General features: G+C 71.2%; 16 protein-coding genes. 8 read left to right on the top strand and 8 right to left on the bottom strand.

What is annotated here, in order from left to right; translation table 11 throughout:
- Positions 1 to 14 precede the first annotated feature (14 nt).
- Together ACFWWU_RS19360 and ligD are read right to left on the bottom strand one after the other, a co-directional pair.
- Positions 15 to 914, bottom strand: a complete 900-nt coding sequence (locus ACFWWU_RS19360; protein ID WP_384146793.1) for an alpha/beta hydrolase — start codon at positions 912 to 914, stop codon at positions 15 to 17.
- A gap of 116 nt (positions 915 to 1,030) precedes the next feature.
- Complete coding sequence (ligD, locus tag ACFWWU_RS19355) at positions 1,031 to 2,062, bottom strand: non-homologous end-joining DNA ligase (protein WP_384146790.1); 1,032 nt, start codon at positions 2,060 to 2,062, stop codon at positions 1,031 to 1,033.
- Between the two features lie 53 nt (positions 2,063 to 2,115).
- Here ligD and ACFWWU_RS19350 point away from each other — a divergent pair, with 53 nt between their 5' ends.
- The 3 genes from ACFWWU_RS19350 (at position 2,116) to ACFWWU_RS19340 (ending at position 6,019) form a co-directional block, all read left to right on the top strand.
- Positions 2,116 to 3,174 (top strand): ATP-dependent DNA ligase, encoded by a 1,059-nt coding sequence (locus tag ACFWWU_RS19350; RefSeq protein WP_384146787.1) that lies wholly within the window; start codon positions 2,116 to 2,118, stop codon positions 3,172 to 3,174.
- Positions 3,175 to 3,600: 426 nt separating this feature from the next.
- Positions 3,601 to 3,852: a hypothetical protein gene (locus ACFWWU_RS19345; protein ID WP_024761539.1), complete on the top strand. Its 252-nt coding sequence runs from the start codon at positions 3,601 to 3,603 to the stop codon at positions 3,850 to 3,852.
- 64 nt (positions 3,853 to 3,916) lie between these two features.
- On the top strand, positions 3,917 to 6,019 hold the full coding sequence (locus tag ACFWWU_RS19340; protein WP_384146784.1) for an MDR family MFS transporter: 2,103 nt from the start codon (positions 3,917 to 3,919) through the stop codon (positions 6,017 to 6,019).
- Between the two features lie 170 nt (positions 6,020 to 6,189).
- On the opposite strand, the gene ACFWWU_RS19335 is transcribed toward ACFWWU_RS19340, so the two are convergent.
- On the bottom strand, positions 6,190 to 6,636 hold the full coding sequence (locus ACFWWU_RS19335; protein ID WP_384146781.1) for a YchJ family protein: 447 nt from the start codon (positions 6,634 to 6,636) through the stop codon (positions 6,190 to 6,192).
- Between the two features lie 113 nt (positions 6,637 to 6,749).
- On the opposite strand from ACFWWU_RS19335, the gene ACFWWU_RS19330 reads away from it, so the two are divergent.
- Complete coding sequence (locus ACFWWU_RS19330) at positions 6,750 to 8,093, top strand: 6-phospho-beta-glucosidase (protein ID WP_384146778.1); 1,344 nt, start codon at positions 6,750 to 6,752, stop codon at positions 8,091 to 8,093.
- A gap of 172 nt (positions 8,094 to 8,265) precedes the next feature.
- Positions 8,266 to 10,167 carry a M64 family metallopeptidase gene (locus tag ACFWWU_RS19325; protein ID WP_384146775.1) on the top strand — a complete coding sequence of 634 codons (1,902 nt, stop codon included), beginning with the start codon at positions 8,266 to 8,268 and terminating at the stop codon, positions 10,165 to 10,167.
- Between the two features lie 117 nt (positions 10,168 to 10,284).
- Here the strand turns inward: ACFWWU_RS19325 and ACFWWU_RS19320 are convergent, their stop codons facing one another.
- The 3 genes from ACFWWU_RS19320 to ACFWWU_RS19310 all read right to left on the bottom strand — a co-directional run bounded on the left by ACFWWU_RS19320 (position 10,285) and on the right by ACFWWU_RS19310 (position 12,274).
- A complete protein-coding gene (locus ACFWWU_RS19320) occupies positions 10,285 to 11,091 on the bottom strand; it encodes an SAM-dependent methyltransferase (RefSeq protein ID WP_384146772.1) in 807 nt (268 codons plus the stop codon).
- A gap of 73 nt (positions 11,092 to 11,164) precedes the next feature.
- Positions 11,165 to 11,401 carry a DUF397 domain-containing protein gene (locus ACFWWU_RS19315; RefSeq protein ID WP_055640502.1) on the bottom strand — a complete coding sequence of 79 codons (237 nt, stop codon included), beginning with the start codon at positions 11,399 to 11,401 and terminating at the stop codon, positions 11,165 to 11,167.
- The gene (locus tag ACFWWU_RS19310) at positions 11,402 to 12,274 is read right to left on the bottom strand and encodes a helix-turn-helix domain-containing protein (protein ID WP_384146769.1); all 873 of its coding nucleotides are present in this window, start codon (positions 12,272 to 12,274) and stop codon (positions 11,402 to 11,404) included.
- A gap of 247 nt (positions 12,275 to 12,521) precedes the next feature.
- Here ACFWWU_RS19310 and ACFWWU_RS19305 point away from each other — a divergent pair, with 247 nt between their 5' ends.
- The 3 genes from ACFWWU_RS19305 to ACFWWU_RS19295 are packed head-to-tail and all read left to right on the top strand — an operon-like array spanning position 12,522 to position 14,258.
- Positions 12,522 to 12,986: an ATP-binding protein gene (locus ACFWWU_RS19305; protein ID WP_384146766.1), complete on the top strand. Its 465-nt coding sequence runs from the start codon at positions 12,522 to 12,524 to the stop codon at positions 12,984 to 12,986.
- Positions 12,980 to 13,513: a hypothetical protein gene (locus tag ACFWWU_RS19300; protein ID WP_384146763.1), complete on the top strand. Its 534-nt coding sequence runs from the start codon at positions 12,980 to 12,982 to the stop codon at positions 13,511 to 13,513. The genes ACFWWU_RS19305 and ACFWWU_RS19300 overlap by 7 nt, the downstream gene beginning before the upstream one ends.
- A 34-nt stretch (positions 13,514 to 13,547) precedes the next feature.
- Positions 13,548 to 14,258: a class I SAM-dependent methyltransferase gene (locus tag ACFWWU_RS19295; RefSeq protein ID WP_384146760.1), complete on the top strand. Its 711-nt coding sequence runs from the start codon at positions 13,548 to 13,550 to the stop codon at positions 14,256 to 14,258.
- A 9-nt stretch (positions 14,259 to 14,267) separates the two neighbouring features.
- On the opposite strand, the gene ACFWWU_RS19290 is transcribed toward ACFWWU_RS19295, so the two are convergent.
- Positions 14,268 to 14,645 carry a DUF4352 domain-containing protein gene (locus ACFWWU_RS19290; RefSeq protein WP_384146757.1) on the bottom strand — a complete coding sequence of 126 codons (378 nt, stop codon included), beginning with the start codon at positions 14,643 to 14,645 and terminating at the stop codon, positions 14,268 to 14,270.
- Positions 14,646 to 15,109: 464 nt separating this feature from the next.
- On the bottom strand, positions 15,110 to 15,478 hold the full coding sequence (locus ACFWWU_RS19285; RefSeq protein ID WP_384146754.1) for a zinc ribbon domain-containing protein YjdM: 369 nt from the start codon (positions 15,476 to 15,478) through the stop codon (positions 15,110 to 15,112).
- Positions 15,479 to 15,672 lie beyond the last annotated feature (194 nt).

The raw sequence follows: 15,672 nt of genomic DNA, 5'->3' as shown, positions 1-15,672 counted from the left end.
CAGCCCGTCGTGACTCAGCCCGTCGCGACCCTGCCCTCGGGCGCCGTGGCCGCCGGCTCCGGCACGGCCCCGGCGGTGACGAACTCCACAGCCTCGGCCACGACTTCCGGGTCCGTCAGGATGCGGCGGTGGCCGAGCCCCCGGGTGACGACGAGCCGGGCCCGGTCGCCGTGGGCGCGGTCCAGTCGGCGCGCCTGGACGACCGGGACCATGTCGTCACCCTCGTCGTGGAACAGCAGGACGGGGAGGGCGAGTTCGGCGGCTGCCCGATCGGCGTCGAGCCGGTCCCAGATGCCGGGCTCGCCGGGCGCGACCCGCCGCTCGACGTAGGCGCGCATACGCCGGATCACCAGCTCGTCGACGCCGAAGCCGGCCCGGAAGCCCGCCAGCAGCATGGTGAAGGAGCCGACGCCGCCGAGCCCCACGAAGCGACCGGCGCGGACGCCGTCGCGGAGGGCCAGATGGGTGGCGAGGACGCCGAAGGAGTGGGCGACGACGGCGTCGAAGTCGCCGTGCCGGGAGTGCAACTCCTTGATGATGGCACGGTATTCGATGATGTTGCTCGCTCTGCCCGAGGACTCGCCGTGGCCCGGAGCGTCGAAGGCGACCGGGCTGTAGCCGCGTTCGAGCAGGGCCTCGGCGAAGGCGGTGAGCCGTGAGGCGCGCGAGGACCAGCCGTGGACGAGCAGGACCGGTCGATGCCCGTCGCCCCAGGCGTACGTGACGACGTCCTTGCCCCGGACGCGGAGGCGTTCCGTATGGGCGGCAGCGAAGAGCGTCTCCTCCTCGGGCCGCTGCCGGGCGCGGCCCAGCGGGCGGACGAAGAGGTGGAAGGCCAAGCGTCCGGCCGGTCCTGGGGCGACGCGGGCGGCGGTGTTCAGGACGGTGCGTACGAGCGGAGCCATCGGATACATGCCGGATCTCCTCGGTCGGCCAGGTGGCAAAAATACTAGCACGACCGTTCGTGTTGTTTTAAGATCGGAGGCACGCAGTGGGCCGGCCCCCACCCGGAACGGGCCGGCCCGCCCTGTCACGCCTCTTCGGACGCCTCCTTCTTCGCGCGGCTCGGCTGGACCCGCTTCGGTTCGCCCGGCATCTTCGGATACTCCGGCGGATACGGCAGGTCTCCGAGCCCGTGCTCCGCCTCGTCCCGCCGGGCCAGTTCGAGCAGGGACTCCAGACTGAACCGCTCGCCGTCCATGTCGGCGTGGACGTCGCCGAGCTCGGCGTAGCGGACCTGCATCGTCCTGATGTCGAAGTCGCGCGGTACGGCGTCGTCGATCTCGTCCCATCGCAGCGGCGCCGAGACGGGCGCGTGCGGGCGCGGACGTACCGAGTAGGCGGAGGCGATGGTCCGGTCCCGGGCGGTCTGGTTGTAGTCGACGAAGATCCGCTCCCCGCGCTCCTCCTTCCACCACTTCGTGGTGACCTGCTCCGGCATGCGTCGCTCCAGCTCCCGGCCGCAGGCGATGGCCGCCCTTCTGACCTGCGTGAAGGTCCAGTCGGGCGCGATCGGCACGAAGACGTGGATCCCGCGGCCACCCGAGGTCTTCGGCCAGCCGCGCAGTCCGTGCTCGTCGAGGACGGAGCGCAGCTCGTGGGCGGCGCGGACGGCGTCGGCGTAATCCGTGCCGGGCTGTGGGTCGAGGTCGATGCGGAGCTCGTCGGGGTGGTCGGTGTCCTCCCGCCGTACCGGCCAGGGGTGGAAGGTGACGGCGCCGAGGTTGGCGGCCCAGAGGACGGCGGCCGGCTCGGTGGGGCACATCTCGTCGGCGGACCGGCCGCTGGGGAAGGTGATGTGGGCGGTGGGGATCCAGTCGGGCAGGTACTTGGGGGCCCGCTTCTGGAAGAAGGACTCGCCGGTCACCCCGTCGGGGTAACGCTCCAGGGTGGTGGGCCGGTTCCGCAGGGCGCGGGTGATGCCGTCACCGACGGTGAGGTAGTAGGTGACCATGTCGAGCTTGGTGTAGCCGGGTTCGGGGAAGTACACCTTGTCCGGGTTCGAGACCCGCACGGTCCGGCCGCCGACTTCCAGTTCCATCGCTGCTGCCTTGCCTGCCATGCCGGTCAGCCTAGGGTTCGCCGACAAGTCCCGCATACCGGACAATCGGCTCCATGGATCTGCCGGTGATGCCGCCCGTGAAACCGATGCTCGCCAAGTCCGTGAAGCGGATTCCGCCCGGGATGCAGTACGAGGCGAAGTGGGACGGCTTCCGCGCGATCGTCCATCGCGACGGGCCGGAGCTCGTCATCGGCAGCCGTACCGGCAAGCCGCTGACCCGGTACTTCCCCGAGCTGGTCGAGGCGCTCGCGAGCCGGCTGCCGGAGCGCTGCGTGGTCGACGGCGAGATCGTGATCGAGCACGACGGGCACCTCGACTTCGACCGGCTCAGCGAGCGGATCCATCCGGCCGACTCCCGGGTCCGCATGCTCGCGGAGACCACTCCGGCGCGCTTCGTCGCCTTCGACCTGCTCGCGCTCGGGGACGAATCACTGCTGGACGTGGGGATGAGTGAGCGGCGGGCGACCCTGGAGCGCGTCCTCGACGGGGTCGACGCCCCGGTCCATCTGGCACCCGCGACCCACGACGTCGAGGTCGCCGCCCGCTGGTTCGAGCAGTACGAAGGCGCGGGGCTCGACGGGGTGATCGCCAAGCCGCTCGACCTGCCGTACCGGCCTGACGCCCGTCTCATGTACAAGATCAAGCACGAACGGACGGCCGACGTGGTCGTGGCCGGTTACCGCTTCCACAAGAGCGGTCCCGTGGTCGGTTCGCTGCTGCTCGGCCTGTACGACGACGGGCGCGTCCTCCAGCACGTCGGCGTGTGCGCGGCCTTCACCGCCGCCCGGCGCGCCGAGCTCGTCGAGGAGCTGGAACCGCTGCGCATGGATCCACCGGACGGGCACCCGTGGGCGGCGTGGACGGACGAGTCCGCGCACGAGGGTGCCCGGCTGCCGGGTGCGCCGAGCCGCTGGTCGGGCAAGAAGGATCTGTCGTGGGTGGCGCTGCGGCCGGAGCGGGTGTGCGAGGTCGGGTACGACCACATGGAGGGCGACCGCTTCCGCCACACGGCCCAGTTCAAGCGCTGGCGCCCGGACCGGACGCCGGAGTCCTGCGGCTACGGGCAGCTGGACGAGCCCGTCTCGTACGACCTGACGGAGATCCTCTCGTAACGCACGCCGAACACGGCGAGCACGACGAACACATCGAGCACATCGAGCACATCGAGCACGGCGACCACGCACGGAATCGCCGTGGGTGGAAGCCGTCGGACCGCGAGTGAGATGGTTCACATTCTGCGGACCACCCCCTCCCCCCAACCCCCCATTATCGAGAAGACGTTCGACGAACGTCTTCTCGACGGGCGGGGGTCGCCACACCGCGCAAGAGCAATCGACCACCCCCGCACCTGCGGGAACGCGTCCAGTGGTGCCGGTCGCCGGCACGCCTGCCGCTCCCCCGTCGGGGGCCTTCCCCGCCCGCGCGGCGTCCCGCCGTCACGCCGTCGCGACAGCCCCGTGCCGGAACCCGAACCGCGATCCGGTACGTATGGAGGTGGAGACACTCCGCACCCTCCCCGGACTCACAAGGACTGACCCGTGATCGCCTCTCCCTCGCCCCTCGTCCCCGTACCGATTCCCGACAGCGTGGCCGCACTGATCGGCGCCTGTCTCCCGCTGCACGTCCTCCAGGCCGAGGTCGACGCGGACTGCGCGGCCCGCGAGGTGTACCGGTTCCGGGGTCCGCTCTGCGCGGAGGACCGGGCGGACCGCGAGCACGCCCTCGCGGCGCTGGCGCGGGCGAACAAGATCCTCGCCAAGCACCATCCCCAACTGCCCGTCACCCCCTGATCCAGTCCACCTGTTCGGCCGTCCCCCGCATGCACGAGGCCGGTGGCGGTGTGACGCTGCGAAGGTGACCACGACCAGCGACGCAGTGCCCGCGCCCCCGGCCGCCACCACCGAGCCACCCGTGCTCGACAAGCGCCGCCGCAACATCGTGTTCGGCACGATCATGCTGGGCGTCCTCCTCGCCGCCCTCGACCAGACGATCGTCGGCACCGCCCTGCCCACGATCGTCTCGGATCTCGGCGGCGCGGCCCACATGTCGTGGGTGGTCACCGCCTATCTGCTCGCCGAGACGGTCGCGACCGTCCTCGTCGGCAAGTTCGGCGACCTGTTCGGCCGCAAGGTGATCTTCCAGATCTCGGCGATCATCTTCATCACCGGCTCCTTCCTCTGCGGCCTCGCCACGAACATGACGCTGCTGATCGTCTGGCGTGGTCTCCAGGGCATCGGCGCCGGCGGCCTCATGGTCACCTCGATGGCGCTCATCGCCGATGTGATCCCGCTGCGCGAACGCGGCAAGTACCAGGGCGCGATCGGGGCCGTGTTCGGTGTCTCCACCGTCATCGGCCCGCTCCTCGGCGGACTGTTCACCGACCATCTGAGCTGGCGCTGGGCGTTCTACGTCAATGTCCCCATCGCGATCCTGGTCGTCATCGCCGCCGCTCGCACGATCCCCTCCGTACGCTCCGCGAGCCGCCCCGTCATCGACTACGCCGGCATCGCGTTCGTCGCCGCCGGCTCCAGCGCCCTGATCCTCGCGACCAGTTGGGGCGGCAACGAGTACGCGTGGACCTCCGGCGTCATCATCGGGCTCTTCGTCGGCGGCTTCCTCTCGCTCGCCCTGTTCTGCTGGGTGGAGACCCGGGCGGCCGAACCCATGCTGCCCATGCGGCTGTTCGCCAACCCCGTCTTCACCGTCTGCTCGGTGCTGAGCTTCGTCGTGGGCTTCGCCATGCTCGGCGCCATGACCTTCCTGCCGACCTATCTCCAGTACGTCGACGGGGACTCGGCGACCGTCTCCGGCATCCGTACGCTCCCCATGGTCGTCGGACTGCTCATCGCCTCGATCTTCAGCGGCAACGTCGTCAGCAAGACGGGCCACTACCGGATCTTCCCGATCGTCGGCTGTCTGGTGATGGGCGTCGGCCTCTATCTCCTCTCGCTCATGGGGCCGGAGACCGGCACCTGGCTGGAGTCGCTCTACATGTTCGTGCTCGGCGTCGGCATCGGCCTGTGCATGCAGGTCCTGACCATCGCCGTGCAGAACACCGTCGAGTACGCCGATCTCGGCACCGCGACCTCGGGCGTCACCTTCTTCCGTACGCTCGGCAGCGCCTTCGGCACGGCCGTCTTCGGCACGATCTACGTCAACGCCCTCACGCCCAACCTCACGGCGGGGGTCGCCGAGGCGGCGGCGATCGCCGGGAGCCTCGGCATCGACCCGGCCGGCCTGGAACGGGCCGCGCAGAGCCCCGCCGGGGTGCACGGCCTGCCCGACGAGATCGCGGAACCGATCGTGCGCGCCTACGCGGACACGCTCCACACCGTCTTCCTGTGGACGGTGCCGGTCGCCGCGATCGGCTTCGTCGTGGCGCTCTTCCTCAAGCAGGTGACGCTCCGCGACTCGGCCCGCGCCGCCGCGCCGGACATGGGCGAGGGCTTCGCCTCCCCCACCATGTCCGGCGACTCGGCGAAGCTCCTCGAACTGTCCGTCGGCCGGATCCTGCGCCGCATCGACCTGGACACCGCCCGGCGGATCGTCGGCTCGTCCGACACCCGGCTCGACACGGCGGGAGCCTGGGCGGTGATGCAGGTCGAGCTCTTCACCCGGACGGTCGGGCACGCCAGCCTCGGCCTGATCGCGGCCGGGCGGCGGGTGCCGCCCGAGGTGCTCCTGCCGGTCTTCGACCGGATGGTCGACGAGGGCTTCCTCACCCGGGACGGGAACCTGCTCTCGCACACACCGGCGGGCGAGCGCGAGGCGGGGGTGATCACCCGGGCCTGGGGCGACTGGCTCTCCGACCGGATCGAGCAGGAACGCGGCCGGCCGAGCGGGCCCGAGCTGCGGGTGGCGACGGACGCCATCGCGAAGAAGGTCGTCGCCGAGGACCTGGCGAGCGGGCTCCCGTCGGGCCGGACGGAGGACCGGGCCGTATCCGTGACACGGTGACGTCGCCGTCCCCGCTCCGTTACATGGCCGTCCCCGCCCGGTGACGTCGCCGTCCCTGCCCGGGCTCGGTGAAGGCGCCGAGCGTTGGGCGACGTCGCCGCCCCCACTCGCCGAAACCGCCGAGCGCTATCGGTGACGTCACCGCCCCTACTCGCCGAAGCCGCCGAGCGTCATTCGGTGACGTCGCCGTCCACGTACACCCAGGCGCCCTCGTGGCGGGCGAAGCGGCTCCGCTCGCGCAGCGCGCCGGGCTCGCCGCCGTGGACGTAGCCCGCCGCGAAGGTGACGGTGCCGTGCTGGTGGAAGGCGGTGCCGTCGGTGGTCTCCTGGATCTCCAGGCCGGTCCAGCGCAGCGCCGGGTCGAAGTCGACCTCGCCGGGGCGGGTCTCCGGCGCCCAGGTGCGCAGCAGGTACGCCTCGTCGCGGACGACGAAGGCGCTGTAGCGGGAGCGCATGAGCAGCTCCGCCGTCGGCGCCGTGCCCGCCGCGCCGCTGTGGAAACGGCTGCAGCACGCGCCGTACGCGGCATCGAGGCCGCAGGGGCAGGGGGAGTCCGCGGTGACGGCCGGGGCGGCGGCCGCCGGGGACGTACGGGGACGGGTCTTGCGTCGGGACATGCCGCCATTCTCCCCCAGGGGCGCACGGGCCCGGCGCCCGGCATGCGGACAGCTCCGTGGACGCCCGCCCGTCGTCCCGCTGCGGGCCCGGTGCGCCCGAGTAGCGTACGGGCATGAAACTGACGATTCTCGGAGGCGGCGGATTCCGGGTGCCGCTGGTGTACGGCGCCCTCCTCGGCGACCACGGCCAGGGGCGGGTCACCCACGTCACCCTGTACGACCTCGACGAGGGCCGTCTCTCGGCCATCGCCAGGGTTCTCGTGGAGCAGGGCGAAGGGGTGCCGGACGCGCCCGTGGTGACCGCGACGACCGACCTCGACGAGGCGCTGCGCGGGGCCGACTTCGTGTTCTCCGCGATCCGGGTCGGCGGCCTGGAAGGCAGGGCGGCGGACGAACGGATCGCCCTCGCGGAAGGGGTGCTCGGCCAGGAGACCGTCGGGGCGGGCGGCATCGCGTACGGCCTGCGGACCGTACCCGTCGCGGAACACATCGCCCGCAGGGTCGCCGAACTCGCCCCGGACGCCTGGGTCATCAACTTCACCAACCCCGCCGGGCTCGTGACGGAGGCCATGTCCAGGATCCTCGGCGACCGGGTCGTCGGCATCTGCGACTCCCCCGTGGGCCTGGCCCGCCGCGTCGCCCGCGTCCTCGGCGCGGACCCCGACGAGGCGTGGATCGACTACGTGGGCCTCAACCACCTTGGCTGGCTGCGCGGTCTACGGATCGGCGGCCGCGACGAACTCCCCCGTCTCCTCGCCGACGAGGAGGCGCTCGGCTCCTTCGAGGAGGGCAGGCTGTTCGGACCGGAGTGGCTGCGCTCGCTCGGCGCCGTTCCCAACGAGTACCTGCACTACTACTACTTCAACCGCGAGGCCGTGCACGCCTACCGGACCGCCGAGCGCACCCGCGGCGCCTATCTGCGCGACCAACAAGCCGGTTTCTACGAGGAGATGGGCAAGCCCGACACGCCCGCCCTGGACACCTGGCACCGGACGCTCGCCGACCGCGAGGCCACCTACATGGCAGCCAACCGTGAGGCCGCCGGCATCGGCGAACGCGACGAGGAGGACCTGGAGTCGGGCGGCTACGAGAAGGTGGCGCTCGCCCTCATGAGGGCGGTCGCGCGCGACGAGCGGACCACACTGATCCTCAACGTGCGCAACGGCTCCACGCTGGCCGCGCTCGACGCGGACGCCGTCATCGAGGTCCCCTGCTTCGTGGACGCGAACGGCGCCCATCCGGTGTCGGTGGCCCCGCTGCCGTTCCACGCCGTCGGTCTCGTGACCGCCGTGAAGGCGGTGGAACGGGAGGTGCTCGCCGCGGTGGAGAGCGGCTCGCGGGCGACGGCGGTCAAGGCGTTCGCGCTGCATCCCCTGGTCGACTCGGTGTCGGTGGCCCGGCGCCTGGTGGAGAACTACACGGCGGAGCACGCGGGTCTGGCCTATCTGCGGCACTGAGCCACTGAGTGCGTCGAGCCGCCGAACGGCGCTGAGCCACTGAACGGCGTTGAACCACTGAGCGGCGTTGTGCGGCGCTGAACCGACGCGGAGGATTCACGGACTCGTCGTGGAGCGGTACGGCTGACGGACATCTTTACGGGATCGGGGGCGCGGCCTAGGCTCGCGCCCCATGACCTCACAGCGTCGCAAGGGAGCACGGAGAGGCCTGGCCCGCCTCGTCGCGGTCTGTCTGCTGGCCGTCGGACTCGTGGGAACGGCACCGGCGGCCGCCGAGACCCCGACGACGGCCGACGGCCCGGTCGTCGTCCCCGTCCAGACGACCGGGCCCGCGGACCGGCGGTTCAACCTGGTGTTCATGGGCGACGGCTACACGGCCGCGGAGATGCCGGCCTTCCGGGCCGACCTCGAACGGCATCTGAACACGCTGTGGAGCATCGAGCCCTTCGCCTCGTACCGCTCCTACGTCAACGTGTGGGCGGTGGAGGCCCCTTCGGCCGAGTCCGGCGTGGACTGCGACCCGGGCCTGGCGGCCCCCGCCCGCGACACCGCGCTCGACATGGGCTTCTGGGGCGGCTGCAACCCGGACAGTGTGCAGCGACTGCTCACCGTCGACAGCGGGAAGGCCGGCGCGCTCGCCGATCTCGTCCCGGGCACGAGCCGCGCCAATCGGCAGATCGTCGCCCTCGCCCACAGCTCCACCTACGGTGGCGCGGGTGGGAGTTACGCCACGGCGTCCGGTGGCAACGCCCTCTCCTCCCTCATCACCCCGCACGAGATAGGCCACTCGCTCGGCGGACTCCAGGACGAGTACGACTACTACGGGCGCGGTGTTCCGGGCGAGACCTATTCGGGACCGGAGCCCGGCTCCACGCACCACACCCTCCTGACGGAACGTCAGATGCGGGAGCAGCGGGCCAAGTGGTGGCGCTGGCTCGGCGAGGAGAGCGAGTCGGGCGGAGTCATCGGCCGTCACGAGGGCGGCCTGTACAGCACGAAGGGCGTCTGGCGGCCCAGCCGGCACTCCCTGATGAAGACCCTCGGCTACGCCTTCGACCAGGTGGAGCGCGAGGTGATGGTCCGGGCGATCTCCGCGAAGGTCAACCTGATCCAGGACCACACGCCCGACACCGCGCCGATCGGCGCGGACCGGACCGTGTGGGTGGACACCCTCCACCCGGTCGGCGGTGAACTCGCCGTGACCTGGCGGCTGGACGGCCGCGACCTCACCACCCGCGGCGCGCGCACGATCGACCTGCGGCGGCTGAGCCTCTCCCCCGGCACGCACACGCTCACGGCGACCGTGACCGACCCAACGCCCTTCGTGCGCGATCCGGCGGTCCGCGCTTCCGCGGCGCTGACCCGCACGGTCGACTGGACGGTGGACACCTCGCTCACCACCCCGAAGACACCGGTGGAGGCCGCGTTCACCGGTCACACCCCCACCGGGGACCCGGTCGGCGCCCGGACGGTCGTCCACGCGGACACCACGCACCCGACGGACCGCGCCCCCGCCGTGCAGTGGCGCCTGGACGGCCGCCCCGTCCACCCGAACGGCAGCAGAAGCCGCAACGACCGCGACGTGGACCTGGGTTCGCTGGACCTCACGCCCGGTACGCACCGGCTGACGGCCCGTATCCCGGGCACGGACGAGGAGTTGAGCTGGACGGTCGACGCCCGTCCGGCCACGTCCTCGTACGAACTGTCCACGCCGCTGCGTACCGTGCGGCGACCGGGACTCCCCGTGGAGTACGTCTACGACGGGCCGTTCACGATGCGGCTGACCGCGCGCGACGACCAGGAAGGCGCCGTGGTGAGCCAGTTCCGGGTCGACGGCGACGGCTGGTACACGTACTACGGCTGGCCGACGGACGCCGACGCGCCCTTCCGCTTCTCGCCGAGCGGCACGGTGATCGACGATCTCGTGTACGGGAAGCTGGGCCGAAGTCGGGCGGTCCCCTGGGACGACGCCACCCCGGACTACGGCACGCACACGGTCGAGTACCGCACGATCGACGCGGCCGGGAACGTGAGCCGGGCCCGGAGCTTCCGCGTCACGCTGGTCGCCCCCTAGCCTCCGAGCCCCTGGTCTTCAGTCCCCTCGCCCCGGTCGTCCCGCCCTGGCGGCGCGAGGGAAGGCCCGCGGACCCTCGGTCCGCGGGCCTTCACGCCGCACTGTTCAGAGATCTCGTCAGGGCTTGCGGGCCACGGCGGCCCACCCCGGGATCGGGTCGTCGCCCTGGACCGGGACGGGCTCGCCCAGCTCCGGGTGCCACTCGGCGGTGAGCGAGACGCCCGGCTCGACGAACTCCAGGCCCTCGAAGAACGCGGCGAGTTCGTCGCGCGAGCGCGGCCGCAGAGTCAGTCCGCGCGCCTTGTACATGGCGCTCGCCTTCGCCGCGCCCTCCGGGTCGAAGTCCCCGGTGACGTGCGAGAGGACGAGATAGCTGCCCGGCGCGAGCTTCTCGACGATCTTGGCGACCAGGTCGTAGGCCCCGTCCTCGTCCCCGACGAAGTGCAGCAGGGCGAGCATCGACAGCGCGATGGGCTGGTCGAAATCAAGGACCTTTCCGGCCCTTTCGAGGATGACCTCGGGCTCGCGGGCGTCCGCCTGGATGTACTCGGTGGCCCCTTCCGGGGTCGAGCGCAGCAGGGCGGCCGCGTGCGCGAGCACGATCGGGTCGTAGTCGCAGTAGACGATGCGGGACTCCGGCGCGGCCCCCTGCGCGATCTGGTGCAGGTTGGGCTCGGTCGGGATGCCCGTACCGACGTCCAGGTACTGCCGGACGCCGTGGGCGCTGAGCCAGCGGATGGCGCGGTGCATGAAGGCCCGGTTGACGCGGGCCATGTCCCGGCCCCGGGCGTCGACGGTGAGCAGCTGCTTCGCCATCGCCTCGTCGACCGGGTAATTGTCCTTGCCGCCCAGGAACCAGTCGTACATGCGCGCCGGATGCGGCTTGCTGGTGTCGATCCGTACGGATGCGGGGTCCTGGGTCATCGGCTCTCCTGGTCGGGACGAACGAGTGGCACTTCAGCAAGAGTTACGCGACGGAGCGGGCGAGGCGGAAGGGTCAGGTGAGCAGAAAGTCAGCCTGACCGGATTTGGCCCCCTGGATGAAAGCGGCGATCTCCCCGTGGGTGTAGATGAGCGCGGGTCCTTCAGGGTCTGCGGACTGTCGCACGGCGACTCTGCCGTCGGCCAGCTTCATGGCCTCCACGCAGTTGCCCCCGTTCCCGCCGCTCCAGGGCTTGTGCCAGCCATCGGCACCGAGCTCAGCGGCGGGCATGCCGTTGTATATGCGATCCATTCACAGCTCCTTGCGGAGATCCCGGAGAATCTCCTTCGTGCGTTGTGCAGTCGCGGCCTGAGCCGCCATGCGGTCCATGACCTCCAGGTGGGATGCCACCTCGGGGCGCGCGTCGAGATAGACGGCGCCGGTCAGGTACTCGCTGTAGACCATGTCCGGGAGTTCGGGCATGGCGAAGCGGAAGAGGACGAACGGTCCGTAGGTGCCGGGGTGGTGGCCGGACGCGAACTCCGCGATCTGCAGGGTGACGTTCGGCAACTCGGACGCTTCGAGCAGCCGGTCGAGCTGGTCGCGCATCACTTCGGGCCCGTCACCGACCGGTCGGCGGAACACCGTCTCGTCCATGATCACCCAGAACTTCGGGGCGTCCCCCCGCGTCAGCAGGGACTGGCGCTCCATCCGTAGGGCTACATGACGCTCGGCGTCCTCGTCCTTGCCGGCATCGCTGCCGCCGACCGCCCCGCTGCGCAGAATGGCTCGGGCGTAGGCCTCGGTCTGCAGGAGACCGGGGATGAACTGGGGTTCGTACGCCCGGATCAGGCTGGCCGCCCCCTCCAGGCTCACGTACATGGAGAACCAGCCGGGCAGCACGTCGTGGAACCGCTGCCACCAGCCCGGGAGGTTGGCCTCCTCCGTGAGGGCGACGAAGCCCTCGGCCTCGGCGTCCGTGACCCCGTACTCCTTCAGCAGGAGTTGTACGTACGGGACCTTCAGTGCGACCTCGGCCGTCTCCATGCGCCGGACGGTGGCCGGGGCCACCCGGAGGATCTTGGCCGCCTCTTCCCTCTTCAGGCCGGCGCGCTCCCGCAGATCCTGCAGACGCCGGCCGAGAACGACCTGTCCCACCGTGGGGGCGGACCGCGGCTCGCTCACTCTCAGACCTCCCCGACGCACTGTTTCGACGAGTGTGACACGAAGCCGGGCCAGAGAGAACACAGCACTCTGCAATTTTCAGAGTGCCACTTGCCAAGTGTCCGAGTCAGGAGGACAGTGTTCCGGTGAACCAGTACACGCTGCCGCCGTGCGCCACCGCGCCACGGAGGCAGCGCCGTACGGCAGTCCTGCCCACTGTTGTGAGGAACCGGTCGTGGCTTCTGGTAACGCGCAGCCTTCAGGTCTCATGAGCCCTCGAGCCGTGGCCCAGCGCCCAGAACCCCTGACCGATACCGGCACCCGTACCGATGGCGTACGCCGCTTCGCGTTCGAGCTCCCTGCCCTGACCGCCTCGGTGGCGCGGGCCCGCCGGCTCGCGGAGGAGCGGCTCATCCTCTGGGGGTGCGGCCCCGGCATACGCGACACGGTCGCCCTGGTCGTCTCCGAACTCGTCACCAACGCCGTGGTCCACACCGCGAGCGGCCGGGTGGTCTGCGAACTCCGCGAGGGCGAGGACACCTTGCGCATAGCGGTACGCGACGAGGGCGGCCCGGCGGGACCGCGGATACGCGACTGCGGCGAGGAGGAACGCGGCCGCGGACTCCTCATAGTCGACGCGCTGTGCACCGCCTGGGGCGCCGACCGCACCGGGCACGGCACGGCGCAGGTCGTCTGGGCGGAGCTCGCCCACGGCATGGGGGAACCGTGCTGAGGTCGGTGGCCACCCTCCTGATCCCCCGGTCGGCCCGCAGGCCCGCGGAGAGCCAGACCGTCCCGCGCCAGCGCGGCGCCTCGGACCCCAGGGGACCGCACGGCAGGACGCTCGGCTCCACGTCGCCCGGCTCCGGCGCCCTCGACACCCCGGACCTCGGAGCGACCCGCCTGACCGTCCCCGCCGGCCTGCACACGGGCCTCGGCTGCGACGCCGTCGGCGTCCCGGCCCGCTTCGGCTTCAAGATCCTCTCGCGCCTCCCTGCCAAGGGCTGTGTCTACGCCGACACCGACTGGTGGTGGTGGCTCGTCCCGGCCGGCTCCGACCTGGACCTGACCTGGCCGCTGCCCGCCTGTTACGCACCGGGCGCCGAGGTCCCGGACCGCGGCCCCCGCCTCGTCCACCACCCCGACGGCACCTCCCCCTACACGCCGCCGATCCCCCTGTACCTGCTCGCCTGCCAGCTGACGGGAATCGCCCCCGCCTGGTCCACACCCCCGGCGCCCCCCGTACGCAGTGCGCTCTGACGCTCAGGGGCGATGACCGCATAGGCTCGGAACCATGTTCACCCCGCAGGGCCCCAGCCTCCGCGAGCTGACCGTCCAGGCCCTCTCCTCGGTCGAGCACGGTTACGACCTGCTCGCGAAGAAGTTCGACGCGACCCCGTTCCGCACCTCCGACCGCCTCCTGAGCGCGGTGGCCGACACCCTGGAGGAACTCGGCCCCTTCGACTCGGGGCTCGACGTCTGCTGCGGCACCGGCGCCGGACTCGACGTCCTCCGCTCCGTGTGCGCGGGCCGCGTCACGGGCGTCGACTTCAGTACGGGCATGCTGACCCGGGCCCGCCGCGCCCACCCCGCGGCCACCCTGGTCCGCGCGGACGCCCTGGCCCTGCCGTTCGCCCCGGTCTTCGACCTGGCCGTCAGCTTCGGTGCCTTCGGCCACTTCGTCCCGGACGCCCAGCGCACCCTCTTCACCCAGGTCCACGCCTCACTCCGCCCCGGCGGCACCTTCGCCTTCCCCCTCCCGGCCCCGCCCCGGGTCGGCTCGCGCCTCTACTGGACGCTGTGGGGCTTCGACGCCGCGATGCGCGTCCGGAACAGCCTGTGGCGCCCGCGGTTCGTGATGTACTACCGCACCTTCCGCCTCGCAGACGTCCGCACCCGCCTGGAAGACGCGGGCTTCGAGGTCTCCCTGACCCCGATCGCCTCCCTGGGCAGACGAGAGGACGGCAGCCCCCAGTGCCGACTGGTGGTGGCCCGGAAGCGGTAGCGGTAGCGGTCACGGGATCGGCCCACCCCAGAAAGCGGAGGGGCGCTCGAAGTCGATCTTCACCTCGACGTCGAGAACGGCGCCCTTCCCTGGCGGCACATCGAATCCGTAGACCGCCACGGCCTTCCGACCGGGCAGCAGGGTGCCCGTGAGCCCGGACCCGAGCTCGGGCTCGACGTCGAAGACCCTGGTCGCCTCCCGCCCGTCGCCATCCCTGGCGGACACCTGCACGAGCGCGAGTTCGAGCCGCTCATCGGTCCCGTTGCGCACGGTGATCTGCACGGTCACGGCCGTGTTCCCCGCCTTGTGCCCGGCTGCGGCCTGCGACGGCGTGAACCTGACGGGCGGGGAGACGCTGACCTCGGCACCGTCCTCGTACCGCTGCACCGCGCCGAAGGCATGCGCTCCGACGGTGGAGGGATCCGAGGCCGCGGTGGGACTCCGGCTTGAGGAGGTGGGGGTGGGACGAGGGGTGGCGGTGGTCGTGGAAGCCGGTGCCTGGGGGACGGACGACGTGGGCGATTCCGTGGCGACACCCCGCCCGCCCCGTTCGAAGGCACCCGCCCCGGCGAGCATGCCGACGACGCCGACGACGAGGACGATTCCGCCGATGAGAACGAAGAGGAGTACCCGTTTCCGATGTGGCGGGCGGTCCGGTGGAGTGGGATCTTTCAGGGGCCCGGAGGGCGGCCCGGCCGGCGGCTCGCCACGACCTCGGGAGCCCCGTCCGGGAGCGCTTTCATCCGCCATGACGTGCCTCCGCCGCTCGACCCGCGACGTGCGATCACATCAGCCTAGAGCTGGTGGCGGGCCCCCGCATGCCGAGCCGACGGCGTCGCGGCGGTCTCGTGTCAGGCCTTCTTGACCACGCTGGACTTGAGCTGCATCGCGCCGAAGCCGTCGATCTTGCAGTCGATGTCATGGCCGTCGACGCCGTCGACCAGACGGATGTTGCGTACCTTGGTGCCCGCCTTGATGCCGGACGGGTTGCCCTTCACCTTGAGGGCCTTCACGACGGTCACCGTGTCGCCGTCGGTGAGCACGTTGCCGACGGCGTCCTTGATCACGCGTTCGCCGGCCGAGGCCGTACCGTCACCGTCCGTCGCGCCGTCGGCGACCGGAACCCACTCGTGGCCGCACTCCGGGCACACCACCAGGTTGTTCATCTCGTACGTGTACTCGCTGGCGCACTGGGGGCACGGAGGAAGGTTCTCGATCACTCCCTCAGGATAGGCGCCGACCGCCATCGTCATCCCGGCCGCTCGCCCGCCCTGGGGAAAACGAGAAGTGGGGGGGGGGGGGGGGTTGACCCCCCCATAGAGTGGGTTGGCGAGGGGGGGCGTGAAAACCCCCCCCCCACGAAACGGCCACGAACCCCAAAAAAGCGCGGGAGACCATACCCCCCCCCCCCAAA

This window comes from Streptomyces sp. NPDC058650, from assembly GCF_042717315.1.
In the GTDB taxonomy this organism is placed as follows: Bacteria; Actinomycetota; Actinomycetes; order Streptomycetales; family Streptomycetaceae; genus Streptomyces.
The sequence above is the reverse complement of the archived record's forward strand: the minus strand, read 5'-3'. Positions and strand labels throughout refer to the sequence as shown.